At 65.8% G+C, this 24,987-nt stretch carries 25 protein-coding genes; 22 read left to right on the forward strand and 3 right to left on the reverse strand.

Translation table 11 applies throughout. From position 1 onward, the window contains the following. Positions 1–54 precede the first annotated feature (54 nt). From IG04_RS0131520 to IG04_RS0131630, 22 genes are all read left to right on the forward strand, one after another. Positions 55–765 (forward strand): SAF domain-containing protein, encoded by a 711-nt coding sequence (locus IG04_RS0131520; protein ID WP_030480383.1) that lies wholly within the window; start codon positions 55–57, stop codon positions 763–765. Beyond that, positions 765–1,607 carry a CpaE/TadZ family protein gene (locus tag IG04_RS0131525; protein WP_030480384.1) on the forward strand — a complete coding sequence of 281 codons (843 nt, stop codon included), beginning with the start codon at positions 765–767 and terminating at the stop codon, positions 1,605–1,607. Before IG04_RS0131520 ends, IG04_RS0131525 begins: the two co-directional genes overlap by 1 nt. Continuing rightward, positions 1,604–3,055 carry a TadA family conjugal transfer-associated ATPase gene (locus IG04_RS0131530; RefSeq protein WP_030480385.1) on the forward strand — a complete coding sequence of 484 codons (1,452 nt, stop codon included), beginning with the start codon at positions 1,604–1,606 and terminating at the stop codon, positions 3,053–3,055. Before IG04_RS0131525 ends, IG04_RS0131530 begins: the two co-directional genes overlap by 4 nt. Further along, positions 3,052–3,975 carry a type II secretion system F family protein gene (locus IG04_RS0131535; protein ID WP_144065706.1) on the forward strand — a complete coding sequence of 308 codons (924 nt, stop codon included), beginning with the start codon at positions 3,052–3,054 and terminating at the stop codon, positions 3,973–3,975. The genes IG04_RS0131530 and IG04_RS0131535 overlap by 4 nt, the downstream gene beginning before the upstream one ends. Next, on the forward strand, positions 3,972–4,865 hold the full coding sequence (locus tag IG04_RS0131540) for a type II secretion system F family protein (protein ID WP_030480387.1): 894 nt from the start codon (positions 3,972–3,974) through the stop codon (positions 4,863–4,865). The genes IG04_RS0131535 and IG04_RS0131540 overlap by 4 nt, the downstream gene beginning before the upstream one ends. Before the next feature lie 41 nt (positions 4,866–4,906). Beyond that, positions 4,907–5,092 (forward strand): hypothetical protein, encoded by a 186-nt coding sequence (locus IG04_RS45680; RefSeq protein ID WP_084402173.1) that lies wholly within the window; start codon positions 4,907–4,909, stop codon positions 5,090–5,092. A gap of 55 nt (positions 5,093–5,147) precedes the next feature. Continuing rightward, on the forward strand, positions 5,148–5,588 hold the full coding sequence (locus IG04_RS45685) for a TadE/TadG family type IV pilus assembly protein (RefSeq protein WP_245816716.1): 441 nt from the start codon (positions 5,148–5,150) through the stop codon (positions 5,586–5,588). Continuing rightward, on the forward strand, positions 5,585–6,079 hold the full coding sequence (locus IG04_RS45690) for a TadE/TadG family type IV pilus assembly protein (protein ID WP_084402174.1): 495 nt from the start codon (positions 5,585–5,587) through the stop codon (positions 6,077–6,079). The genes IG04_RS45685 and IG04_RS45690 overlap by 4 nt, the downstream gene beginning before the upstream one ends. Further along, the gene (locus IG04_RS45695) at positions 6,079–6,531 is read left to right on the forward strand and encodes a pilus assembly protein TadG-related protein (RefSeq protein WP_245816718.1); all 453 of its coding nucleotides are present in this window, start codon (positions 6,079–6,081) and stop codon (positions 6,529–6,531) included. Before IG04_RS45690 ends, IG04_RS45695 begins: the two co-directional genes overlap by 1 nt. Before the next feature lie 52 nt (positions 6,532–6,583). Continuing rightward, the gene (locus IG04_RS43125; RefSeq protein WP_036016375.1) at positions 6,584–7,021 is read left to right on the forward strand and encodes a hypothetical protein; all 438 of its coding nucleotides are present in this window, start codon (positions 6,584–6,586) and stop codon (positions 7,019–7,021) included. A gap of 298 nt (positions 7,022–7,319) precedes the next feature. After that, positions 7,320–10,049: an AfsR/SARP family transcriptional regulator gene (locus IG04_RS0131570; protein WP_144065707.1), complete on the forward strand. Its 2,730-nt coding sequence runs from the start codon at positions 7,320–7,322 to the stop codon at positions 10,047–10,049. 2,318 nt (positions 10,050–12,367) lie between these two features. Then, a complete protein-coding gene (locus IG04_RS0131575) occupies positions 12,368–12,655 on the forward strand; it encodes a hypothetical protein (RefSeq protein WP_144065708.1) in 288 nt (95 codons plus the stop codon). A gap of 55 nt (positions 12,656–12,710) precedes the next feature. Next, positions 12,711–13,484: a DUF7178 family protein gene (locus tag IG04_RS0131580; protein ID WP_144065709.1), complete on the forward strand. Its 774-nt coding sequence runs from the start codon at positions 12,711–12,713 to the stop codon at positions 13,482–13,484. Between the two features lie 546 nt (positions 13,485–14,030). After that, positions 14,031–14,903 carry a hypothetical protein gene (locus IG04_RS0131585; protein WP_030480393.1) on the forward strand — a complete coding sequence of 291 codons (873 nt, stop codon included), beginning with the start codon at positions 14,031–14,033 and terminating at the stop codon, positions 14,901–14,903. 117 nt (positions 14,904–15,020) lie between these two features. Next, the gene (locus tag IG04_RS0131590) at positions 15,021–15,449 is read left to right on the forward strand and encodes a hypothetical protein (RefSeq protein ID WP_030480394.1); all 429 of its coding nucleotides are present in this window, start codon (positions 15,021–15,023) and stop codon (positions 15,447–15,449) included. A 69-nt stretch (positions 15,450–15,518) separates the two neighbouring features. Further along, entirely contained in the window at positions 15,519–15,776 is a 258-nt protein-coding gene (locus IG04_RS0131595; RefSeq protein WP_030480395.1) for a hypothetical protein, read from the forward strand. A gap of 5 nt (positions 15,777–15,781) precedes the next feature. Then, positions 15,782–16,597 (forward strand): hypothetical protein, encoded by an 816-nt coding sequence (locus tag IG04_RS44415; protein ID WP_144065710.1) that lies wholly within the window; start codon positions 15,782–15,784, stop codon positions 16,595–16,597. A gap of 42 nt (positions 16,598–16,639) precedes the next feature. Continuing rightward, positions 16,640–17,023, forward strand: coding sequence for a hypothetical protein (locus IG04_RS0131605; protein ID WP_030480397.1), 384 nt, complete (start codon positions 16,640–16,642; stop codon positions 17,021–17,023). 193 nt (positions 17,024–17,216) lie between these two features. Next, on the forward strand, positions 17,217–18,017 hold the full coding sequence (locus IG04_RS0131615) for a hypothetical protein (protein WP_030480398.1): 801 nt from the start codon (positions 17,217–17,219) through the stop codon (positions 18,015–18,017). A gap of 67 nt (positions 18,018–18,084) precedes the next feature. Continuing rightward, positions 18,085–18,966: a DNA-processing protein DprA gene (dprA, locus tag IG04_RS0131620; protein WP_051771080.1), complete on the forward strand. Its 882-nt coding sequence runs from the start codon at positions 18,085–18,087 to the stop codon at positions 18,964–18,966. Beyond that, entirely contained in the window at positions 18,963–19,763 is an 801-nt protein-coding gene (locus IG04_RS0131625; RefSeq protein WP_030480400.1) for a YgjP-like metallopeptidase domain-containing protein, read from the forward strand. The genes dprA and IG04_RS0131625 overlap by 4 nt, the downstream gene beginning before the upstream one ends. A gap of 162 nt (positions 19,764–19,925) precedes the next feature. After that, the gene (locus IG04_RS0131630; protein WP_030480401.1) at positions 19,926–20,198 is read left to right on the forward strand and encodes a hypothetical protein; all 273 of its coding nucleotides are present in this window, start codon (positions 19,926–19,928) and stop codon (positions 20,196–20,198) included. Positions 20,199–20,267: 69 nt separating this feature from the next. On the opposite strand, the gene IG04_RS0131635 is transcribed toward IG04_RS0131630, so the two are convergent. The 3 genes from IG04_RS0131635 to IG04_RS0131645 all read right to left on the reverse strand — a co-directional run bounded on the left by IG04_RS0131635 (position 20,268) and on the right by IG04_RS0131645 (position 24,946). Next, positions 20,268–21,125, reverse strand: coding sequence for a M23 family metallopeptidase (locus IG04_RS0131635; RefSeq protein ID WP_420843997.1), 858 nt, complete (start codon positions 21,123–21,125; stop codon positions 20,268–20,270). Between the two features lie 191 nt (positions 21,126–21,316). Continuing rightward, positions 21,317–22,363, reverse strand: a complete 1,047-nt coding sequence (locus IG04_RS0131640) for a replication-relaxation family protein (protein WP_030480403.1) — start codon at positions 22,361–22,363, stop codon at positions 21,317–21,319. A 111-nt stretch (positions 22,364–22,474) separates the two neighbouring features. Then, positions 22,475–24,946, reverse strand: a complete 2,472-nt coding sequence (locus IG04_RS0131645) for a helicase HerA domain-containing protein (RefSeq protein ID WP_245816724.1) — start codon at positions 24,944–24,946, stop codon at positions 22,475–22,477. Positions 24,947–24,987: the final 41 nt, after the last annotated feature.

The raw sequence follows: 24,987 nt of genomic DNA on the forward strand, positions 1-24,987 counted from the left end.
TTTGACACCTCAGTCGACGCGCCGCGATGGCGTCATGCCTGAAGGAGGTAGGCGGTGACAACAACCGCAGCTTCGACCAGCACAGATACGGCGACGCGGAAGGCATCGTCGAACGCGTGGGCTGGCCGTGATGGCAAGGCTTCCTCGCGTCTGACCGGCGGTGCTCGGCGCCGCAGCGTGCCGTATCTCTTGCTTGGTGTCCTCCTGGTTCTCGTGTGCGCGGCCGGAGGCGTCTTCACCGGCATGCAGCTGGGTGACCGCGAGACCGTACTTGCACTGGCCCGCCCCGTTGCCGTAGGCCAGATCCTGTCTGCGCAGGACCTCGAGCAAATCGGCATGCCGAGGAATAGCGGCATGGACCTCGTGCCCGCAGCGGCTACGTCCGCAGTGGTGGGACAGCCCATGGCATTCAGCCTGCCCGCCGGTTCTCTGCTAAGCCGTTCCGTTCTCGGCGCACCGCTGATTCCCGTACTTGGCAAGGCCATCGCCGCTGTGGGACTCAAGCCGGGCCAGTTTCCACCTGACCTGTCACCCGGAACCACGGTGACGGTGCTGACCACGCAGGGGCAGAACACGACACCCGGAACGGCAACGGGAACCGGGCAGACATCGTCATGGACCGCAGTGGTGGCTGGCGTCGCGACGCGCGAGACAGAACAGACCACCGTGGTGTCCCTGCATCTGTCCGAATCGGACGCACGCGCCCTGGCTGCTGCCCCAGCAGGTCAGCTGAGTCTGGTCGTGATCGCAGGAGGAGTCCGCTAATGCTCATCGCCGTTTGCTCACTGAAAGGGGCGCCAGGCGTGACCACCCTGGCCACGGCGCTCGGCGCCCGCTGGCCGGGCCAGGAGAGCCCCATCGTGGTCGAAGTCGACCCAGCCGGCGGTGACCTCATGGCCCGCTTCCGACTGCGGGACACACCTGGTCTGGTCAGCCTGGCTGCAGCAACCCGTCGCCGCGGCGGTACCGAGCCCAACCTGGTTGCCCAGCACACCCAGCTCCTGCCTGGGGGACTGCGAGTGGTGCTCGGACCTGTTGGTGCTGAACAAGCTCGCGCGGCCCTCGGCGTCCTGGCGTCGGGTCCGTCGTCACCGCTGCGCCGCGCCGCTGACCAACCTGGCAGCACGGTCATCGCCGACTGCGGCCGGGTAGACCCAGACTCCCCGGTGCTCGCGATCATCCGCAGCGCTGACGTGATGCTGCTCGTCGCTCGTCCTCACGACGACGAGCTCGCACACGTCGCACTCAAGTTGCAGACTGCCCAGCAGTGGTCGCGCCGCCCGTGCTTCGTCCTGGTTGGAGACGGCTACCCAACCGCAGAGGTGTCCCAGACCCTCCGCATCCCCGTGATGGCTCGTGTGCCTCGCGATATCAAGGGTGCGGCTGCGTTGTGTGGTCAGAGCATTAGCGGCCGTGCCCCCAGCAGGTCCGCGCTCGGCCGTGCCGCCGCCAAGATCGCGCTTAACGTCCACGTGACCTCACAACAGCCGATCCACAACGGTACCTACGCATCGCACCTGCGGCCGGCACGTCCAGGGGAAGTCGCCTTGAGTGTCGCCCCGCAGTCGCTCGCGCCGAGCTCCGGCAACGGGGTGGTGGCACCATGACCCGCTCCGAGCTCGGCGACCCGCGCCTGACCACATCGGCCAGCGGCGCCGGCCCGAACCTGCTCGCGACACAACACATGCCAGGGCCCGCGCAGATTCCCTACCAGTCGGTCGACGAGACCGCGGCCATCGAACGACTGCGCCAGCACCTGCGTCATGAGCTGTCCGCCCAGCTCACTCAACGCATTCGTGCTGACGAGTCCGCCGGCCGGCCACCGATCGATGGTCCGCATCGCCGTCAGCTCGCCCAGGCAATCCTGACCGATGCTGCTGAGGCGCACGCTCAGGCCGAGCTCCGCAACTCCGCTACCGGCGGAATGCTCGTGCCGCCCGACGTCGAACAACGGCTGATCCATCAGGTTCTCGACGAAGTCTTCGGTCTGGCTGGACTGGAACCTCTGCTGGCCGACACCGACATCGAGAACATCAACATCAACGGCGACCGAGTCTTCATCAAGCGCGCTGACGGAAGCCGCCGCCGATTGCCACCGGTGGTCGGATCCGATACAGAGCTGATCGAGCTCATCCGCGACCTGGCCACCCGCAGCGGCGTGGAGGAACGGCGCTTCGATCGCGGCAGCCCGATCGTGAACTTCCAACTTCCCGGCGGAGAGCGCGTCTCGGCCGTCATGGCGGTGACCACACGGCCGTCGGTAAGCATCCGCCGTCACCGGTTCACCACGGTCACGCTCGCCGAGCTGCGGGGGAACGGCACCATCGACCTCGCCCTGGAGAGTTTCCTGGCGGCACTCGTGCGAGCCAAGCGCAACATCCTGGTCACCGGCGGTACGGCCATCGGCAAGACCACCTTGCTACGCGGCCTCGCATCGGCCATCCCACCGTGGGAGCGATTGATCACCATCGAGGACGTCTTCGAACTCGGCCTCGACGAAGACGCCGATGCGCATCCCGACGTAGTGGCGCTGCAGGCACGTGAGCCGAACATCGAAGGCCAGGGCGCGATCTCGCTGTCCGACCTGGTGTGGCAGTCCCTGCGGATGTCGCCGGACCGGGTCATCGTCGGCGAGGTCCGCGGCCCTGAGGTCATCCCGCTGACCAACGCGATGTCCATGGGCAACGACGGCAGCATGGGCACCCTGCACAGCAGCTCAAGCCAGGGCGCCTTCACCAAGCTCGCCGCCTACGCGGTGCAAGGACCTGAACGGCTGCCGATGGAGGCGACCAACCTGCTGGTGGCCGCCGCACTGCACTTCGTGGTGCACCTCGAGAAGCCGCGCGACGACTCGAGCAAACGCGTCGTCTCCTCCGTTCGCGAAGTCGTCGGAGCCGACGGCGCACAGATCATCAGCAACGAGGTCTGGCGACCAGGCCCAGATCTGCGCGCAGTGCCAGGTGCTCCACTGCGCACCGCCACCCTCGACGTGCTCATCGAGCTCGGCTACGACCCAGACTTGTTCGAGCGGCGCGACGGGTGGTGGACACCGTGACCGCGACCGCTGCCCTGTTTGGCTTGCTCGGCGCCGGCGCAGCCGCAGGTGTCTTGCTCATCGTGGCAGGGCTGAGTGGCCGCGCTGTGGGCCCGGCTACCTCGTCGCGGCTGAGCGTCTGGCTCGCTGCGCGCCCCGACCGCAAGCAAGTCGGCTGGCTGGTCGTGGCTGTCCTCGCCAGCCTGGCTGTCGGCGCGGTCACCGGGTGGGTGATCGGTGCTGTCCTGACCGCGTTCGCAGTCGTCGGCCTACCGCGGATCCTCGGCTCGGACATCGACCACAAGCACCACCTCGAACGCATCGAGGCGATCGCCGGGTGGACCGAGATGCTGCGCGACACCCTTGTGGCCGCTGCAGGTCTGGAACAGGCCATCCTCGCCACCGCCCCAGCCTGTCCCGTGGCCATCCGCGACGAGATCACCGAGCTCGCCGTCCGGCTGGAGCGCGGCGAACGCCTCGCACCCTCCCTGCGCCATCTCGCCGACCAGCTGCACGATCCAACGGCCGACCTGGTGATCTCCGCGCTCGTTCTCGCCGCAGAGCATCAGGCCCGCCAGCTGGCCGATCTGCTTGGTGAACTCGCGAGCGAGGCACGCGAACAAGCGTCGATGCGGATGCGCGTCGAAGCCGGCCGCGCCCGCACTCGAACCAGTGTGCGCGTCATCGTGATCACCACGCTGTCCTTCGCCGTCGGCTTGGTGCTGCTCAACCGTGGCTATCTCGCGCCGTACGACTCCGCGTTCGGGCAAATCATGTTGCTGCTCGTAGGCGCGCTGTTCGCTACCGCTTTCGCTTGGCTGGCAAGGATTGCGCGCCTGCGCGGATCCGAGAGGTTCCTGACCGAGCTGGGAGCGATCCGACAGCACGACACCGAGGTGGACGTCGACGACCTGCTCATCGGCAAGGGGGCGCCGTCATGATCAGCACGTTGCTGTGGGGAGCTGGGCTTGGTGTCGGATTGTGGGCGTTGGCGATCTATGCCTTCCCGCCGCGGCCGCCGCTGCGAGCGCTGGTCGACCGGTTGCACACGATGCCCGCGCCGCCACCGATCCTTACCGCGGACTCCGCCGGATGGGCTCTGCGCGTTGGCCGCCCGTTCGTCAAGCCGTTGGGCATGCTCGGATTGCCCAACCGCAAGCTGCGCAACGACCTAGCGGTCACCGGAAAGGGCATTGAGCACCATCTCGCCGAGAAGGCTGTGTTGGCGCTGACGGGGCTGCTGCTGCCGACTCTGGTCTACCTGATCTTCACCGTGGCTGACGTAGGGCTCGATTGGGAGATGCCGGCCATCGCGAGCCTCGTTCTCGCCCTTGGCGGATTCCTGTTTCCAGACCTCAGCGTTCGGCAGGAAGCCGAGCGACGCCGCTCCACCTTCCGCCACGCACTTTCGGCCTACCTCAACCTGATCCGAGTCCTGCTGGCCGGTGGCGCGGGAGTCGACGGTGCGTTGTCCGATGCGGTCGGCATCGGTAAGGGATGGGCATTCCAGCAGCTTCGCCGCGCGCTGATCACGGCCAAGCTGACCCGAACTACGCCTTGGTCCGTGCTCGGTCAGCTCGGCACTGAACTCGATGTGCACCAGCTGTCGGAGCTGGCTGCGTCGGTGAGCCTCGCCGGGACCGAAGGAGCTCGCGTGCGCTTAAGCCTCACAGCCAAGGCGGCCGCGCTCCGCACGCGTGAACTCACTGACGCTGAAGGAGAAGGCCAAGCCGCTACCGAGCGGATGAGCCTGCCCGTAGTGGTCCTTTTCGGGGCCTTCTTGATCTTCATTGGATTCCCAGCACTGGCAAGCGTGCTGGGAGGGCTTTGACGCGGTGATCTGTCGAGATAGGACTTTCTAGGGAGAAGAAGATGTTTACAGAGGTTCAAATCCTAGTCGCGCACATCCGCGTCGAACTGGAGCGGCTACGGAACGACGACCGAGGCTACTCGACCGAAGCCGTTGTAGTGACCGCACTGCTGGTCTCACTTGCTCTCGCCGCCGTCGCCGTCCTGGCGGTGAAGGCCATCCAGAAAGCCAACAGCATCAACCTTTAGGTCGGTGACCACCATGCCTCACGGAAACCGCCGAATCGACCAAAGGACGCCGCGCGTGCGTTCAGCCTGGATCTACGCGCGACGCGGCTTACATCGACTGCGGGCCGATCAGTGTGGGACCGGCACGGTAGAACTCGTCATCGCCATGCCGCTGCTGCTCCTGATGCTCCTGCTTGGCGCACAGTTCGCGCTCTACATGCACGCCACGCATATTGCCCAAGCCGCTGCCGCACAAGCTCTGTCCATGACGCGCGTCTCAGGCGGTAGCACTGCAGCTGGGTACACCAAGGGACAGCAGATTCTTTCCCAACTGGGGAGCGGTCCCTTGAGGGAGACATCGATGGAGATCCAACGTGGACCGGCCCGAGCGTCCGTGACAGTGACTGGAACGGTGATCGCCTTGATCCCGCTCACCACCTTCTCGGTGCAAGCCGAAGCTGTTGGTCCCGTGGAGAAATTCACTCCACCGACCGGTGACGAGGTGTCAGCACCATGACCGAACTCGTTTACCAATCAGCGTTCGCCCGTGTAACACATACCAGGTTCGTAGTGCTTCGGCGGGACGTGCGAGGCTCCGCCGCAGTTGAGCTCACTCTCGTGGCGCCACTGCTGATCCTGCTGTTGTTGCTCGTCGTGCTCTGCGGTCGACTGGCTGAGACCAAACTGCGGATCAACGATGTCGCGCACCAAGCGGCTCGTGCCGCAACCCTTGCTCGAACATCATCGCAAGCAGTCGCCAACGCCGAAGCCACTGCCAACGCAGCGCTGGCCTCCGCAGGGATCAGCTGTCAGGCGCTGTCGGTGTTCACTGACGTGAATGGCTTCAAGCCTGGATCCACGGTTACCGTCACCGTGTCCTGCAGCGTCGGCCTCAGTGACCTCACAGCGCTGGGCGTGCCGGGCACCAGGACCTTCCACTCCCGCTTCTCCTCCCCAGTCGATGTCTGGCGCGGTACGTCGTCACTCAACCGCACTGGAGACGTCTGATGAAGCCAGTCATGTTGGTGCGCAATGGAATGGACCGGCTGCGCGAAGACGAGCACGGCAGGGTGACAGCTTTCGTCGTCATCATCGCCGTCGCGGCACTCTTGTTCGCCGGCCTCGTACTCGACGGCGGACTTGCTTTGGCAGCAAAGGTTCGAGCGATCGGTGAGGCCCAGGAGGCCGCACGGGCAGGGGCTCAAGAGATCGACTTGGCCGCCTACCGCGCGGACGGAAGTCTGCGATTGGCACCGCAACAGGCCAGCGCAGCTGCCCGCAACTATCTCGCCGCCGCTGGGCACAGCGGCACTGTGTCGGTCAATGGCAACACGATCAACGTCACCGTCACCATCAACGAGCGAACCCGACTTCTCGGACTCGCTGGCATCGGATCGATCACGGTCACCGGAGCCGGGCAAGCACAACCGCAACGCGGTATATCCGGAGTTCTCCCATAACCCGGCTCGCTGCTCGAACCAAGCGCAAGCATCAACGCAGAAGGAGGCCACAATGCCTACTACAGAGGAGATCCAGCGTCGCGTCGAGGAAGCTGATGCCGCCCGCGGCGCCAAGCGGTCTGCAACAGCTGCGAGGGTCGGCGACCTCGCCAAGCGACGGGCCGCCGTCGCCGAGCAGTTGGCTGGCATCGACCGAGAACTCGGCGACGTAATCGCCGAGTCCAGCGATGTCATCGAGATCGACGAGCTGGCACGGTTCACTGACGTTTCGGCCGCGGATCTCACGCAGTGGCTCAACAGCCGGAAGGCGACTCGTCCGAAGCGCAAGCGGGCGACCACCGGCACATCCACCGCGAAGAGCGATGCGCGCCAGGGCGTTACCACGACGGACACTCCGCCGACGAGCCAACTGCCCACGTCGACAGAGCGCGCGCCAAGGCAGGCCGACGCCCTGCAAGCCTCCGCGCGTGTCCCCGCAGAGGTGGCATGACAGACGCCTCCGCTCCTTGTGGCGCACAGCTTTGAACGTACCCACACGGAAGTGATCGGCGAGCGATAGAACCCTTTCCTACCGAGGAATCGAGCACGTCGTGACCGCACACGCCACTCGTCGGAAGCCGACTCGGCACCACAACACTGGCCGCCGGGCTGGCTGGACACCGGCTGCGGCGTGGCAGTCTGTCGTCCGGATCATCCGCGGAATCCTTGCGGCTCTCGTCCTCGCGGCTCTCGTCATCGGCCTTCCGTGGGTTCTCGCGCACGTCGTGGGCTGGCCGTTGCCCGACCACATGCCGACCTGGGACGAAATCCAGGCGACACTGCTCAACTCGATGAGCCCCCAGCTCCTCCTCAATTGCCTCGCGGTGCTGTGCTGGATCGTCTGGTTCTTCTTCACACTCGACGTCCTCCGCTGTGCAATCGACGCCGCGCGAGGCGTCACCTGGCCACAAGTCCGTCCGCCGGGTCCGCTGCACGGGGTTGCCGCCGCGTTGATCGGCAGCATCGTGCTCACTCTGCTCGGCAACCGCACCCCCTACACCGCGACGGCGCCAGCGGTGGTCACCCTGACGAATGGGCTCGCGCCGGTCGCTGTCACTGCACCGCTGACTCCAGGCGTGACTGCCACCTCCGCCGAGACAGCGGCGGCCATGACGGCGCAGACGACCCTGGTGATCGACCGAGCAGCACCGGCACCGCCAGGCATGGTTCAGGCCAGTGAGGAAGTCCGGCTCCCGCGGTGTGGGATCTACGACAGCCTGTGGCGCGTCGCTGAACGCATCTACGGCCCCGGAGACGGCCCCCGCTGGCCCGAGCTGTTCCAACTCAACCGCGGTGTCGAGCAGTCGGACGGCCGTGCACTGGCCAACCCCAACCTCGTACGCCCCGGCTGGAAGATCACCGCCTACATCCCAGCACCGCCCGACGTACATCAACCGGACGAACACCAGCCGCAGGTTCCAACCGAGCAGCCGGCACCGCCGACGAGTACGCCACGTTCAACGCAGTCCCCACCGACACCGGGCGAGGCTGATCGGGCAGACGAACACGGTGCTGGCCAAGCGGAACCAGGGCTGAACTTGACTACTGGCGCCTTCGTCAGTCTCGGCCTGGCTGCGGCGATCACCGCAGCTGTCACGGCTGCCCGTCTGTGGCGCCGACGCCGCTACCGCATCGGCAGTGGCGACCGCGCCGACCTGGAGCGCACCATCGCGCCCGTGGTGCGCGCCCTACACGCCGCACATCAACCCGACGGCGAGGGGCACGCCTCAGGACCGATTGACGACATGGAGGTCGTCGACCTCGCGCCCGTTCCGCCACGCATCCACATCACCGCTGCCGGAGGCGTCGAACCCGTCGATGAACCGGCACCAGTTTCGGCACGGGCCGGCGTGCGCGGCGGACGCGAGCTCGCACTCAACCTCGCCAGCGCCCACGGACTTGGCCTGACCGGGCCTGGCGCGATGGCCGCTGCCCGCGCGCTGCTGCTGCACCTGCTCACCGCACCTGGACAACCAACCAGCGCTCACTGCGTGATCGTTCCGACCAGTGATCTGCTGCTCGTCTTCGATGGCACAAGCGTCGAGAAGCTTCCATCCACTGTTCTGGTGGTCGACTCCCTCGACGCCGCCCTCGAAGAGATGGAAACTGCTCTGCTCACCCGGACCCGCCACGTCATCGACGAGGCCGCCTCGCTGACCACCTTCGGCTCGCTCGTGCTACTCGCCAACCCTGCCCCGCACGCTGAGCGCCGCCTGCAGGCGGTCCTGGACAACGGCTCCGCCCTCGGTTTGGCCGGCATCCTGCTCGGCCAGTGGAGGCCAGGTGCGACCGTCCGGACTCGCCATGACGGCACCGTCAGCGCGACCAGTCCCGGCCTCGGCACCGCCCTTGCCGACACACGGCTCTTCACCCTGCCAGCCACCGACGCGAACGACTTGCTCCGAGTCCTCCGCGACGCTGAAGGCCCCGATCCTCGGGTGGCGAGCCACGATCGCGGGATGGTGAAAGACGAGATCCATCGCCCGGACGCCGTCCACAACACCACAATGTCAGCATCAGAGCAGGACGACCTCCAGGCTGCGCCTGACCCTCTCGATCAGGCACCGACAGCCGCGCCGATCGGATGCGAATTCGACCTGGGCACCGAAGACCAGGATGCGGGGACTGCAAGGGCCTCGTCATCACGGGCCGACGAACATCACCAAACCGTCAACGACGAGCTGGCATCACCGCGGCTGCCGCTCGCTGTTCGTGTCCTGGGTCGTGTCCAGCTCGTCCTGCATGACTACGGCGAGCGCGAGCTCGACAGCGCGCTCACCCCCAAGCAGCGCGAAGTGCTTCTCTACCTCGCCCTGCACCCTGAGGGCGTGCGGCGCGAAGCTCTCAACGACGCCGTATGGCCCGACAGCAAGCCGCCACGGCCGTACAACAGCTTCCACAACACACTCTCGCTCCTACGTCGCGCCCTGGGCAGCGCCACCGACGGCGCGTTGACCGATGTCGTCGTAAACGACGATGGCCGTTACCAACTCAATGCCGAGCTGGTCGCGGTCGACCTCTGGCAACTCCAGGATGCCCTTCAGGCTCCCCGACCTGCCGGCCGCGAAGCCAAGGCTCGACTAACCAAGGCAGTCGAGCTCTACCTAGGCGACCTCGCCGAAGACCTGACAGCGTCCTGGGTCGAGCCCTTCCGGGAATCCGTCCGCCGCGACGTACTTGACGCCCTCGGCGCCTTGATCCGCGCCTTGAGCGACAGCGAGCCGGAAACCGCACTCGCATTGCTCGAGCGCACTCGCAAGCTCGATCGCTACAACGAGAGCATCTACCGCGACATCATCCGGATCCAGGCCCGGCTCGGTCAGCACGCCGCCATCCCGCGCACCCTCGCACTGCTGACCACCACCCTTGAGGACATTGGCCAGTGCCCAGGTAGCGACACCCTCAACCTCGCTGAGTTCCTCCAACGCCGGAGCAATACTCGACGGCCGGCCTCTCGCGGCAACGCCGCGGCCAGCTGATCTCCGCGCGAGGGATCGGCAGACGGCGGCCCCTCGGCCGACGAACCGTCGTCGTCGCTCGGCCTCGGCTGCTCACCATGTCTCTGCGCGCTTTGCGTGCGCTCGATCGAGGCGAGGTATCCCTCCACTCAGTTGATGCGGCGCCGAGGTCTGGACGGCAGTTCCGTCGCCAAAGTAAGCAATTGGTGGCCGACCGCGGTAATGTCTTTTCGTGATCCTGCCCAACGGGCCTGCCCACGTCCACTCGCTGCAACGTCCGAACCAAAGCCTGGCTTTGAATCCTTCGCTCGTTGCCCGTTTACGGGTCGATCGTGGTCGAGCCTAGAGCGGTGGGTATGGAGCCCGCTATATTTCAGCGGACCGCACTCAATGCCACAGAATTTGCATCAGTCACTCACGTGTCAGCCAGGTGACGGATCCCGTGACCGCTGCGGGCTAGTAGATCAACAGCGCGCCTTGTGCGCCTCACGGAGCGTCGTGTCGAGCTACCGATACACGGTCCGATCTACCTACCTGTTAGATCGGTAGCCCATTGAGCTGGAGAATTGCCTGCTCAACAGGTCTGATACCCCTACCGATGCAACGCCCGACTCGGTCGCCGGCAGGCATATGAACAGTCGACTTGGGTGGGTGGTCGCCTGCCGTTCCTCTTGACTCCGTGGTCGCCTTGGCTGCGATGGTCACCATCTTCCGCGTACCCCACTTTCCGCCCTGTCGAGCCTTGCTCGCGCGCCTCCCTCGCTCATTCGGCTCGCTCACGCTTCGGCCTCTGCCTATCCATGATCAAATGTGCCCGAAATGCCGTCGAGTTTCAATCTGATTTCGATTGCGTGAGCGTATTGACAAGTGCGATTTCAATGTTCCTCAACCGCCCTCATTTTGCGGTTTCACGGATGAATTGTGTCGACCGAGATTCGATCCTATCGAATTCCGCGCAAGTCCAGAGCTAGGCGATTCTGCCAACTGAAATCCGAAAGACTCTTGGATCGAACGAGCTGCTGGTCGGTGGTCGCGTCGCTGGGCTCCGTCGTGCCGGTCGGTGGTCGCGTCGCTGGGCTCCGTCGTGCCGGTCGGTGGTCGCGTCGCTGGGCCCGCAGGTGGACAAGGCGTAGCCCTCGTACGCGCATGTCGGTTGAGCTGCACAGATCCAAGATCAGGTCACGGCAAGGTCACGACAAGGGGTGTCCCTCTTGCGGAGTGTCCTACTCAGATGTCTAATAGACATGTCAGCAGGACAGTTACCGAGGAGGCGACGTGGACCAGGGCACGGCGCCCTGCGAGTCGATCTCCACGGTGTCTTTCCTGATGGCAACAACAATAAGTCCCGCATAGCGCGGGCAGCGGCTTGGGCCGCGCGGACAGCAGCGAATCCGTGCAGAGCAGCGTGAAGAACGACGCGTAGCCAAACGCGCATTTCTAGTCTGGAATGCGTAGCAACTGCGCTTGCAGCTTCACTACTTAAAGCTCTTGCTATAGAGCGGAGTAGCGCGCATAAATGGCACGCCTGCCATAGGTGTGTCCCCAAGATAAGTCAATGGTGGTCTAGCACCGACAAACGTCGCAGTGCCTGGGCGTTCGGGGTTGTATTAGGCGGTTGCCGACATTGGGTTTTCTCTGGTCGGAGAGCATCGCTCTCGCCTGCCAATAGCACGCTAAACCCTTACGGGCATGGTTCCCTGCATTGCGCACTAGACGTAACGGCCTATTTCAACAGAGATCAAAAGATTTATGGAATGTATCGAGACGCGCAACCCGCGCCACGTGAGCAGTGCCGTATTGCCCGGATACAGGATGTGTCCCCTTTGCGGAGATCTCACAACGGTGAGGGTTGCGCGTTTCGGTACCAGCCCACAACTGGCCTGAATCACTGTCTGTCGACCACTTTTTGTACACGAAACGGAGTACCGCCATGACTATGACTCTGATCGATTGGTCCGCCCGGATTAGCGCCATGGCGGACGCTCTGTCCGTTCCGGACGGCGGGTTTTCTGTCGACCCTAGCGACGGTTCTGACGTTCGCGCCGGCTACGCCGTAGCCGTACACCCGGAACACGAACACGTTTTCGACGGTCGTGTCACTAGTAATGACCTTCACGAATACATCGTGCGTGCAAAAGATGCTCTTACGCTACCCGGTCGGGTTCTAGGGGGTTGGTGTGACCCTGACACCGGCCGTGTCTATCTAGACGTTTCCATCGTCACTGCCGACTTGTCCGAAGCAATGACGCTCGCGCGAGCAACGGCGCAGGTCGCGATTTTCGACTTTTCCGCGATGGTATCCGTTCCGGTCGCGGTTCCCGCGTGAATCGAGGGGAATCGTGAGTGCAGTCATCGTAATGATCAGCGACGGCCAAGCGCGACGTATCGCGTCCGATTGGCATGGCGGTATGTCATCCGCGCTGTATTCCCTGGCCTCATCCGGGACGGTTGACCTTGACCGCGTCCGAGACGAGATCTCACGCGAATTGCAGAATCTGGACGTCGGAGAGATTTGGCGCGAGTTGCTCGCGCTCGACAAATACGTACGAACGGTCGGCGAACGTACCGCCGTAGCGGAATGGTTCCGCTTGTGGGACGACTCGCCGGTGAGCGTGAATCACACGTAAGGACCTGATAGCAATGCTCACCCCCAGTGATCACCCATGGTTCCAGGTTCACCCCGTGAGCCACGAAAACATCGTGTGGCACTGGGAACAGGCCACACCCGACGAAACAATCCAAGGCATGCGTTGGTATATCGACGCGCACCACGTGGCAACCGTCATCGCCAACGGCAACGCCCATCTCGGTGCCGGAATGCTCGCGATCTACTCGCCACAACAGGGATGGATCGGAAACATTCTCAATGCCGCTCGCGTGCTCCGCGAGGGGCAGGGGATTGGCGGACCGGGATCCGGCGTATTCGCGTCCACGTCGCAGAAACACGCGGCCACTCGGTTGCTGTCCGGCGAACGATACGAAGACATTCTCGCCGGTCCGAAGATCCGCGATTTCGCTCACCTGATTGAACACGGCGGAGACAAAGACCCCGGAGACCCGCGCGTTGTCATCGATCGGCACGCGCTGTCGGTCGCGCACGGTCGCGCACTCAGTTCGGACGAGTACGGCTCGGCACCCCTGAAAGGGTTCAAGCGCCAAGACGGTTCGATCAGTCGCCGGCACTACGACTATGTGGTGAATCAGTACCACCGTGCTGCGGAAATGATCTCCGCGATCTCTGGTGACCGGGTTTCGGCACATCAGGTACAGGCGGTGACGTGGCTTGTCCGCCAACGACTGAACCAGCAAGCCGAACAGCAGCGCGGCCCCAACCGCCTTGACAAGGGCCGCAACCGGGCGCGCGCAAATTCGGAACAAGCCTGGCAAGCCTTCCGAACCAACCACTTTCCCGAGCTGGCGACATGCCCCGGCACCGGCTACCAGGCGGCTGCCTAATGGCTGGTCTCGCTACGAAAGGCGCATTCATGGAAACCGTTGTGAAACACACGTGCGGCGGACCTGTCTTCGGGCGAAAGACGCCCGGATGCCCCCGCTGTGATCAGCTTCTCGCTGGTGCCCAGCCTGTCGAACGGGCAGGAACGCGCAGCAGGAAAGACCGCGCGCGATACGAACAGCAAGACCGACTCGCGCGCCGCACGCATTTCGCACCTGGCGGACCACATGCTACCGGCAAATGTGGGTCAGTCTGCACCTTCGGAGACTGGTGACCAGTCGCAACCGGCTCATTGGTGTCGCGCGATCAGCGACCTACCCACAGGCTCGCGAAATGAGGACCTGAGAAGTGAGCAAAACGCAAACCAGTCGTGGCCGAATGACCGTAATTCGACCGGAAGACCTCGTCCTCATTGACTCGACGCCATACGCGCGAACACCGACGTCGGCTACTTCCTTCACGAGCTCGACCGTGTGCTCGCCGAACAGTGACTGGCCTCGTCAACACCTCCGGAATTCATCACCCGCCCGACGAAAGCGAATACAGGCATGACCGACGACCACTCGACCACCGTCGACACGCTGCGCGCGGAGCTCGAACGGGAACGCGCACGCGCCGATTCCTTCGAAGCGATCAACCGGGTGCAGGCTGCCAGCCTCGCCGAGTTGGCCAAGCGCGCGGCGAACCTCCGGTGCCAGGTTGCCGACCTGGCCGACGACGCCCTGAGCTCGAAACCCATGTCGGTACAGGGTTTGCGCAATGTCACCGGCCGGATGAACGGCTTGGCGGAGGCCCTGAGCAGTTCGGCACACGGCTACGCGAGCGCACGCACGACGGACATGCTGTACCCGACCGTTGATGATGATCTCCGCGCGCACAAGTGGACGCCTCGCCCCGTCCGGGGCCTGGACGGCACGTTGCCGCCGATTCCGATCACCGGGATGGGCGACAATCGGGGTTGCGCCCGCGGCTGGCACCGGGGCCCGCAGTGGATCACGTTGTGGTTCACCGGACCGCCTGCCTTGGCGTACGGGGACAGCAGCGACCACGGCCGGCTCACCAGCGTCGACGCCATGCGCGCCGTGATCACCTCCTCTCGATCGTTGTCCGCTTCGGCGCTGGCCGAGTGGGTCTCTGCCCGGCAGGAAGCGCACACCGTGCCGTTCGACGCCCCGTATGGCCGTGTGTTCGCACACCTCCAGGCGGGTCCGTGGTCCGCGATCGACGTTGACCGATGCGACGAATTCGGCATCCGCACGCCCACCGGCACCGGCAACACGTCCGTCTGGATCTGCCCGAGCGACGCCGATTTCCGGCTCTACGTCTGGGGAATCGGCAACGAACCGGCCCACGTCCGCTACTGGGCCGGCCCTGTGGTCGACATGGCCCACCTCGTCCAGATCACCGGTCAGTACCGCTGACAGGTGATCACCGGATCCGCCCCCCACGAGGTCCAACGGCGGGTGTCGGCTGCGCGCTAGCCGACACCCGCCGAATCCACCGACGCGTTCATCACGTCCCGAAGGAGACGTCGTCCCATGACCGACACCACGCACACCCACACCACCACTGTCGTGACATTGCCGGTCAACGGACGAGACTCCCGCGACGGCGTGGCGACCCTGACTCAGATCGTGGACGCGACCGGTGGCCACACCGTCCACATCGTCACGATCGACGAACGCGCCGCAGAGTGTTATGGCATTCAGCAGCCGGTCAGCGTCGTCGGTGGCCTCGTCCGGACGCGCGGCAGATGGTTACCCACCGCCTACCGCGACCGTGCGCACCTCCTCAACGGAGGTGGACTCGTCTACTTCCTGCCGAACGCCTCGAGCCGAGTCCGCGCGGTTCGCGCGTTGCTGCGCTGGTGGTTCGTGGTCGCCCGTCGCGCCCGCGATGGCGCCGATCCGCGCCATCTCGACCCGTGCCAGGAGTCGCCTGCGTCTCGCCGATGGCTGCTGGCCTAACCGCATCACCCTGTCCCATCTCGCTCACCGCGACGGTCGACGTCCCTTGATTCGGTCTGCCAGCTCAAGGTGGCTGGCTTACTGGCCGCGATCGCCGACGACTACCCACCGACCGCCTTGACCGCGCTGCTGGCCGACAGCCTCACCAAGGTGCTCGACCTGTGGACCGGCGCCCGCCGCAACGGCCGGCCCACGATCGATATCCGCCACCTCGACCGCGCCATCACCAGCGAACTCGCCGCCGTCATCAGCACATGGCGCACCGGCGACGCCTTCCCGCGCCCACGCCTGGCCGGCAAAGCCTGGCCCGAACCCGTTCCGAGGTGAACACCATGCCCATCAACGACCCCACGACCGCAACCCCGTCCGAGATCGACGAAGAGCTCAACAGGCTCGACATCGAGCACGCCAAGGCCAACGACACCCTCAGCAGGCTCACTACCCGCGCCCAGCGCCTCGTGAACGACGGCATGGCCGAGTACGCAACCGAGTTGCGGCCCCAGATCGAACAGGCCCGCCAGGCCATTGCCGAGTGCGAGGCAACGGAACGACCTCTTGAAGCAGAGTTCGAACGCCGTGGCGGCTGGACCCGCGCCTGGTTGGTCCTCAACACCGGTGGCCACGTGCACCGCACCACTGCCTGCCGCACCTGCTTCCCGTCCACGCGGTTCGCTTGGCTCACTCAGTTCTCCGGTCACGATGAGACCGAGATCGTCGAGCAGGCCGGCAAGGCCGCGTGCACCGAGTGCTACCCCAGCGCACCGGTCGACGTCCGCAACCGGCCCAGCCGGATCAAGACCCCCGAGCAACTCGCGCGGGAAGCGGAGAAAGCCGAAGGCGCTAAGGCCAAAGCCGCAAAGGCGATCACCGCACCGGACGGAACACCGCTGCGTACCAAGCAATACGGGCAGATCGAGACCGAGTTCACCGCGCGGCGCTCCTACATCGAGGCGCTGTCCTACGCCCGGCTCCTTACGAAGCGCAACGTGGCGTTTCACCGCAACACCATCGCCGAGTACCACGAGGATGCGCGGCTCATCCTGGCCGCGCTCGCCGCCAAACACAGCCGGACCGTGGACGACCTGCGCGCTGAACTGGCGCCCAAGGTCGAAGCCAAGTGGAACCGCGAACACAGCAACTGGGGCTAATCGCTCCCGTCAGGCAACCCGCTCACGAAAGGGCTTCAACCGATGATTTTGGTCGAAACGCTGGAAGACCTGGTCTGCAACTACCTCGAAGATTCCGCCCGGCCCGGTTCGGCCGTCGGCAAGGTCAACGCGCAAGACCTGGTCAGCCACGTCGTGCAGCATCTTGCCGAGCGTGGGGTCGACGTGGGTTTTCGGGACGGCTCGCGCCTTACGTTGCCAGGCAACACGCCCCGACAACCGGAACCCGAACGGCACCGCCTTCCCTTGGTACTCCAGGAAAACGGCGACGGATACGTTCGCATCTACTGCGACGGCCGCGGCTGCGTCTGGTCCTGGCCGCTCTACCAGCACGCGAGCACGCAGACCAACGGCGACACGATTACCAACGCCGTCGAACACGCCATCGGGCGACACCGTCACTCCTGACCGCTCCGTCAACCCGCGACGCTCAACGCGCTGACCGAAGTCAGTTGGCTCGTCGGCATCGCGGTGAAGAAGAACGAGGAGATCGTCGGAGCGCCATCGCCGTTGCGCAGCAAGCACTTATCGAAAGCCGTGGTCGCAGCAACGCGGCCTGAACGACTTACCGAAATTCCGCTTCTCTTGAAGGGATACCGCCATGGCTCGGTTCGACCTGCACCCTGCGCACATCGACGGACTCGTCAACGCCGGACTGCAATTCGGCGTGATCGGCGTCTTCGACGATCCCATGCCGATCGGCCAGATGCTGCTTCAGCAGCATCGACCCCATCGCGACATGGAGCAGAAGGACGGTGGGCCGCCGGACTACGTCGCGACGGTGACAGACCGCGCGCTGCATCCAGTCGCCGTACTGCGCCTGCTGGACTGCTACGAGTACCAGACCAGCGGCACGATCGGCTGGCATGTCAGCGAGGCGCACGCCTGGACAAACCGTATGCGCGAGAAGGTACTCACCCGGCTGCCCGCCGAGGCCGAAGCCAGTGTGCGCCACGGTGCCGACTATGTCCCGGCCTACCGGCTTCTCGCTGCCTATACCGAAACACCCTGGGGTATCACGGAACTTGACCAGATTCCCGAACTCGGGGACGGCGTCATCGAAGTGCCGGTCGTCCGGAAAGTACTGCGCGCGGAGATCCTGACCGGCCCGTTCCACAGCCCGAACAAGGGACTGTCCTCCCGCGTCCGCCACGTGACGGTCATCGGCGTAGGGGAGGAACGGACGCTGCCCGCGTTCGCCCAGATCTTCGAACCCTCCGACAACGCGCCGGGCGTCTACCTGCTGTTCGAGCACGGCCGCTACGTCGCACGCCCCGCTGACGCCCCGCCCGGCAAGTGGTTCATGGCCTCCGGGGCTCACCTTCACACCAGTGATTCCCGTTGGCACGAGCTGATCGGTCACAGCCTGCCCATCCCGCTGCACGACCGCACCGAGCCCTAGCCGGACCAGCGCCGCAGGCGCGGAACCACTTCCGAACCGCCAAACCGACCCTTCCAGGAGTTTGACCATGCCTTCACGCGATGAACTGCACGCCAGGCTGTTCCTGCTGCGAGCAGCCGAACCACCAGCACCCGCCATCCACCAGTACGTCGCCGTCCACGGACCGGTCGAAGCCGTCGCACAGATCCGGCACGGCACCGCTCCCGCAGCCGTCGTCAGCGAGATCACCCGGCCCGAAGCCCGGATCGACGACGACCTGCGCACCCTCGACGACGGCACGGCGTGCTTGCTCACGCCCGAAGACGACGAGTGGCCGCTCGGCCGGCTCACCAGCCTGGCGGCCCGTCACGGAGCTCCGCTCGCGCTGTGGGTGCGCGGCAGCGGCTCGTTGGCCGAGCTCACCAGTCCCGCGGTCACGGTCACGGGCGCCCGTGCGTCCTCGGCGTACGGAAACACCGTGGCCGGGGACATCAGCTACGAGCTCGCTCGCGCCGAGGTGACAGTCGTCAGCGGCGGCGGTCTCGGGGTGGACGAGGCGGCGCACCGTGGCGTGCTGGCCGCCGAGGGCAGGACGATCGTCGTGCTCGCGAACGGTGTCGACGGGACCTATCCGCACCAGCACGCCCGGCTCTACCAAACGGTGATCGACCAGGGCGGATTGCTCGTCAGCGAGTACCCCATCGGCACACCGCCGACTCGCATCCGGTTCCACGCGCGATGCCGGTTGCTGGCTGCGCTCAGCGCGGCGACCGTGATCGTCGAAGCCGGGCAGCGCAGCGGCGCACTTGCCGTTGCCCGCGCCGCTGGAGAGCTCGGCCGTCGGATCTACGGCGTGCCCGGTCCGATCCACTCCGTCACCTCGAAGGGCGTCAACGAGCTGCTGCGCGCCGGCGCCGCCACGGTAGCCACTTCCGTCGAGCACATCGCCTATCGGGAGGGACTGCGATGAACGGCCCAGACCGCTACCAGGCCGGCCTGGCCGGTCTACAGCTCCCGGACGAATGGCAGGTCGACGTAGCGATCCGTCCGCGGCGTCGCAGCGTCGGTATCGAGGTCAAGCCTGGCGGCACCGTCACCGTCCTGATTCCGCCCACGGCAGACCCGGACCAGGTCGTTCGCTTCGTCCGCAGCCGACGCCGCTGGATCACCGACAAGGTCGATACAGCCGCACGACTGGCACCCGAACACCCGGTCAAAGCACTGGTCGACGGCGCGGAGTTCGACCTGCTCGGCCGGCGCTACCGGCTCCAGCTCGTCACCACCCCGCCCGCGGGCACCGGGCAGCTGCCCGCAGCAACGGCGGACCGGATCCTCTACGTGCGTGCAGAGCCACCGGGACAGGTCCGCAGGACGATCATCGACTGGTACCGGGAGGTCGGACTCGCCTGGGTGAAGCGCGAAGGACGCCCCTACGAGCTGGACGGCCGGATTGAGGGCCTGCGCTACGAGGTACGAGATCTCGGCAGGCGTCACTGGGGGCTCTACCGCGGCATGCCCCAGCACATCACCGCTCTGCACTGGGCGGTCTTCGGCCTGCGCGTGCACCTGGTCGAGTACGTGCTCGTTCACGAGCAGGCCCACGCGACGAGGCCAGGCGGTCGTTCTCACGGATCCGCCTGGCAACGGCGCATGAACCTGTGGATGCCCGAGTGGCGGCAGCGCCAGGCCGAACTCGCCGAAGTAGGCCGTCACTGCTGGCTCGGGGACCACCAGGAGCGCGCCGGTCGTCAGCCAGCCGCTCAGTGAGACATCAAGCCAGTCGCAGCACTGGCGAGGGTGACGTCAGCCTGATCCGACGTCGCCCTCGCCATGTCCTAACAAAGGGAGTGATAGACATGTGTGATAGACGTACGCAGACCACGATGTGTCGTCGCGTACGACACTGCGCCCGGCAAGAGAGGCTCCCTGATGAGCGACCCCGAGGAAGTCCTTCAACTTCGGGCCAGCAGAGCTGAGGTCGAGGGGATCAAGAAGGAACTCGAAGCGGCCCGAACTCGGCAGGCCGAACTCGAAGAGAAGATCAACGGGTTGCTCGCGAAGCAGCGAGAGGCTCGCAAGAAGCGCCGCACGGCGGTGCTCGCCGCGGACGCTGCTGGAGTACCCCGTTTGAGGATCTCCAAGGAAGTCGGCATGCAGCGCAGCAACGTGTACAAACTCCTCGAAGGCGAGGACAGCGACTAATCCTCGGTGCCGTCGTAGCCGGTCGAATCTCTTGGCGAGCTGACGACTGCGAGCAGCGGTTCTGTTGGCTCAGCTGCAGAGCTCGATGCCGTTCTGGCGGTAGAAGGTGACGGGGTCGATGGCTTCGCCGCCGACTTCGATCTGGAAGTGCAGGTGAGGTCCGGTTGATTGACCTCGGTTGCCGACTTCGGCGATGGGTTGGCCCGCGAAGACTGCTTGTCCTGTGTGGACGTGGTTGCGGTTGTTGTGTCCGTAGGTGGTGATGGTTCCGCCGCGGTGTTGGATGCGGATCCAGAGGCCGTATCCGCTGGCGGGTCCGGCGTCGATCACCAGGCCGTCGCTGGCTGCGACGATGGCGGTGCCGAGGGGTGCGGCGATGTCCAGCCCGTGGTGGAACACTCCTTCTCGCGGCCCGAATCCGGAGCTGCAATGCCCCAGTGCGGGAACGGTCCATTCTCCAGCAGTGGTGGAGCAGGTGGCGTTGTGGACGGCAGCGACGATGATCCGTGCGGCGTGCTCGTGCCGGGCGTAGGCGTTGGGGAAACCGGAGCGTTGCACGGTTTGCGCGGCGTTGGTCAGGCTCATCGCCTGCCATCCAGGCACCGCGAGCAGATGCTTGTAGAACTGGGTGGCGCTGTAGGTGGGGTTCATGATCTGAGCGGGGGTGCCCCATCCCTGAGACGGACGTTGCTGGAAGAGCCCGAGGCTGTCGCGGTCGCCGTAGCCGAGGTTGCGTAGCCCGGATTCCTGCATCGCGGTAGCGATGGCGATCACCCAGCCTCGGGTTGGGACGATCATCTGCTTGCCGACTGCAACGATCGTGGCGGCGTTGGCCATCTGATCGGAGTCGTAGCCGGCGACACCGGTCGTTGTGGAGCCGACCGCGGAGCAGTCCGTGCGGCTGCTGTCGCCGAACAAGCCTGCGATGCCGCCGACCGCAGCAGCGACGAGCACGACAGACAGCAGGAACGCGACCGCGGCGATGATGGTGATCTTCTTTGTGGACAATGATCGACCTCCCCGTGTGGACGACAGCAAGGGATGCTCATGGAGGTGAGCAGAGCGGGCGTGCCGGCGCCGTCGATGCAGTGCGGAAGGTGAGCGGTGGTGAAGCTGCCTCAGCGGCGGCCTTGCCAGGTGTTCGAGGGCGTCGGGGGAAGCGGCTTTGGCGCGGTTAGCTCGGTCGCCGATGGTTGCTGCGCCTGCGGTAACGGCGAGAACGGCGTGGCGAGCGTTTCCAGCTGCGGCCAGACTTGGACCAGCTCAGCGAGCCGTAGTCGGCCGGGTGCGTGAGCCGGCCTATCGACGACCGGCAGCCACCGGCGAACGGCGGGATTGCCCGCGTGCGCGACGCCGGTGAGGTCTGCGGCACTCGTCGCGACCGGCACGAGCGCTGGACGGTCCAACTGGAGCAGAGCGCCAGCGAGCGCTCGGCGTGCACCGGTTTCTCGGCGGTTGCTTGGCAGCCACACGAGGACGGGCGTGGTGATTCCTGTTGCAGTGGCGAGCTTTTCGTAGCCGTAGAGCTTGCTGGCAAGTCGGCCGAGGTCCTCGGTGCCGAAGTCGAACTCGAGGAAGAACTCAATCTGGTGGCTGTCTTCGTGCCAGCGGCCGTAGGCGTCAGGGCGGACCATGTCACCGAAGAGGCGGCCACAGCGCAGTTCGGACCACCATGCAGTCAGCCGCCCGCGGGCGGCTGACTGACGGCTGAGTGCCACGAGCGCTGTGAAGAAGCCATTGACACCCACGGTGTGGGCCAGGCGCAGAGAATGGGCGATCCCGATGGCGTCCTCGTGGCGGTAGCCGAGTTGCCTGGGATCCAAGCCGTCCTCGTAGGCGAGGGCGACCGCTCCGGCGACGTCGAGCACGTAGTGCATGGGTGCGGTGCCGGAGCTGACGAACGGCTGGAAGCGGTCGACAACCCGCCACTTGAACAGATCGAGCAGGCGATGGTTGGCCGCGCGCATGGTCGGATAGCAGAGCTCGACGATCTGTGAGGTAGTGAAGACCTTGTGCTCGTACAGCATCCGGGCCAGCCACCTGTCCCGGACGGTGAGTCGGCTGGCGAGCTGGGCGTGGTGCTCGCCGGTGGCCGCAGCCCTCGGAGTCGGGCGCTGAGGCATGTGACCGCGCAGCTGCCGCTGAGGTGTGGGATTCGAGATCATGGGCAGGCACCTCCCAATTGCGGAGCGAATCAGGCCAGCACAGGTGGTTAACAGGAGCCAGCACGCGACCCGAGAAGCCCGCATCTGTTGCGGAGGAAGGCATTCGATCGATCAGGCAGCCCGCCTCGGATCTACAGATGGCTGGCCGGACCGGTCAGCGACGATGGTCGGGTCCGCGGTGGGTGGGCGAGTATTGACCTTGGCGGCTTTGCGGATGGCCTTGGCGCGTCCGGGAATTGCGGGCGGCAGCTTTTCGGTGACCGCGGTGAACGGCGGTGCTTCCTCGCCGCCCAGGACGAGGCGGGCGGCGACGTGGTAGACGCCGAGGTTGGACAGGTCGTGATCGGATAGCCGTGGCAGGGTGTGCCGCGCGAGCCGTTTGGCGTCCTCGGGCGAGGCGTTGAAGAAGATCTTCGATCGGGCGTTGGTGCTGATGCCCTCTTCCAGCTCTTTCGGCAACTGGCCGAGGTATTGGTGGGCCAGAGTCATCGAGAGCCGATAGCCGCGAGCCTCGGCCAGCATGTCCTCCATCGGGTAGGCCAAGTTCAAGAAGTTGTGGCACTCGTCGATGTACAGGCTGCAGTCGCGGCGCTTGCGCTGTGGGACACGGGCGCGGCGGGTGGCGGCCTGCCAGGTGCGTGCCACAACGATCGAGCCGACGAGACGCGCGGTCTCCATGCCCAGCGCGTCGCGAGCGATGCGAACCAAGCAGATGCCCCCGGTGTTGAGCACCTCGTCCATGTCCACTGTGGATTCTCCGCCTGCGATGGCGGCGCGGACGAAGGGCCGCAACAGGAATCCGCGGACCTTGTTCATCAGCGGCGCGATCACCTGTGCGCGGCTGGCTTCGGACAGGTCGTCGTACCAGGACCAGAAGCCCTTGAGCACCTCGTCGTCGATCTGGTCGCAGGCCCGAGCTCGGTACGCGGGCACGGTCAGCAGCTTGGGCAGGTCGACCAACGTGGGGGTGCCAGACATCCCGGTCAGAGTGAGCAGGCCGGCGCGCAGGATGTCGTCGGTGCGTGGCCCCCACGAGGAGGCGTAGATCCGGGAGAAGATGCTGACGAGGTTGTCGACCGCGCGGGCCTTGTCCGCTCCTTCCAACGGGTTGAGCACCGGTGGACGGGCTCGGGAGTCGGCATCGAAGAGCACGACCTTCTCGCCGAGCTGCGCGGGTAGACGCATCAGGATGTCCGAGACGAGGTCACCCTTCGGGTCGACGACGACCACGCCACGCCCGGCATCGGCGTCGGCCAGGATCATGCGTGCCATCAGCTCGGACTTGCCGGAGCCGGTGGCGCCGAGGATGTGCATATGGTGACGGGCGTCGGCGATGTGGAGGCCGACCGGGCGGGCGTGGCCGGAGTCGGACAGCCCGATGGGCCTGATCTGTTCGCCGGTCGTGGCGATGCCTGGTGGGGGTGGCACGGCCTTGGCGCCGGCTCGCTGCAGGCCAGGCGTGGAGTCGTCGATCGGCAGGTGCGCGATCGCGGCCAACTCCGGGATGGACAGCAGGTCACCCTTGCCCAGCCGCCGGTCGGCCAGCGCAGGGACCGGGTGGCGGAGCCGAATCCGCCGGTAGCGGTTGTGCTCGGAGTAGGCGGCGAAGGCCGATGCGATCGCGTGTCCTCGGCCCCGCAACACTTCCCGCACTGCGCGGACTTCGCCGGGGGCCGCGTTCTCGGAGACGGTGGTGGCCACGACGTAGCGGATGCGGGTCTCGAACTGGTTTCCCCTCAGCTTCTCGACGATGGCGCGGTCCTGGGCTGAGTAGGCCAGGCTGGTCTGCCGATCCAGCCCTGGTGTCCGCGTGCCGGTCGATGGCTTCGGCGTCTTGCCGGGTGTGATGACGTCGAGCAGTCGGCCGAGCAGGTGGACCGAGCTACCGCTGTGTACGCGACGGGCGGCCCGGCGGGCTTTGGTCACCCGGTGGCCGGCGACCGGCCGGGCGAGGATCTGCACGCAGGCCCGCTCATGCGGGCCGAGCCCGACCGGTGCACCGAGCAGAGCGCGGATCGGGTCGGCGGGGTGCTCGGTGCGGATCGGCAGCGCCTCGGGCAGTGCCAGGCGTAGCTCGCCTCCGACTGCTTCGATCCGTCGGCCAGCGGGAGCCCTGGTCGGGATCGGGGGTTTGGCGGGGTTGGTGCGGGTGTGTGCGCCGGGCCAGGCGGCCTCGATGGCGCGTTCGACCATGCCCGGTGGCACGAGGCCGGGGACCCAGAAACGGATCTGCACGCCGGCACCGGTGAACGTCAGCTCGAACGCCAGGTGCGGCTGACCGCCGAACCGGCGCAACCAGCCGGGTCGCAGCAGGCCGATCAGGTTGGACCACACGGTGATCGCACCCGTTGGATCGACTGTCGGCGGTGCCAGCACAGTGATCAGTCGGGCGTCGGTGATCAGGCGCTCGTGGTAGCGGCGGCGCCACCGCGACCGCGCGATCACTGCGGCGGTCGCTGCGATTGTGAGCATTGGCCCGGCGATCGGGCCCCACAGGAGGGCGAGGTCGCGCAGGGAGGCCAGCACGTGCTGGAAGGCGCCAAGCGGGTCGCGTAGGTAGTCGGTCACCGGCGAGGCGTACATCCCCACCGTCTGCGCACCGCGCGAAGGGGCGAGGGATGTTG

Source organism: Lentzea albidocapillata, from assembly GCF_000719115.1.
GTDB classification, from domain to species: domain Bacteria; phylum Actinomycetota; class Actinomycetes; order Mycobacteriales; family Pseudonocardiaceae; genus Lentzea; species Lentzea albidocapillata.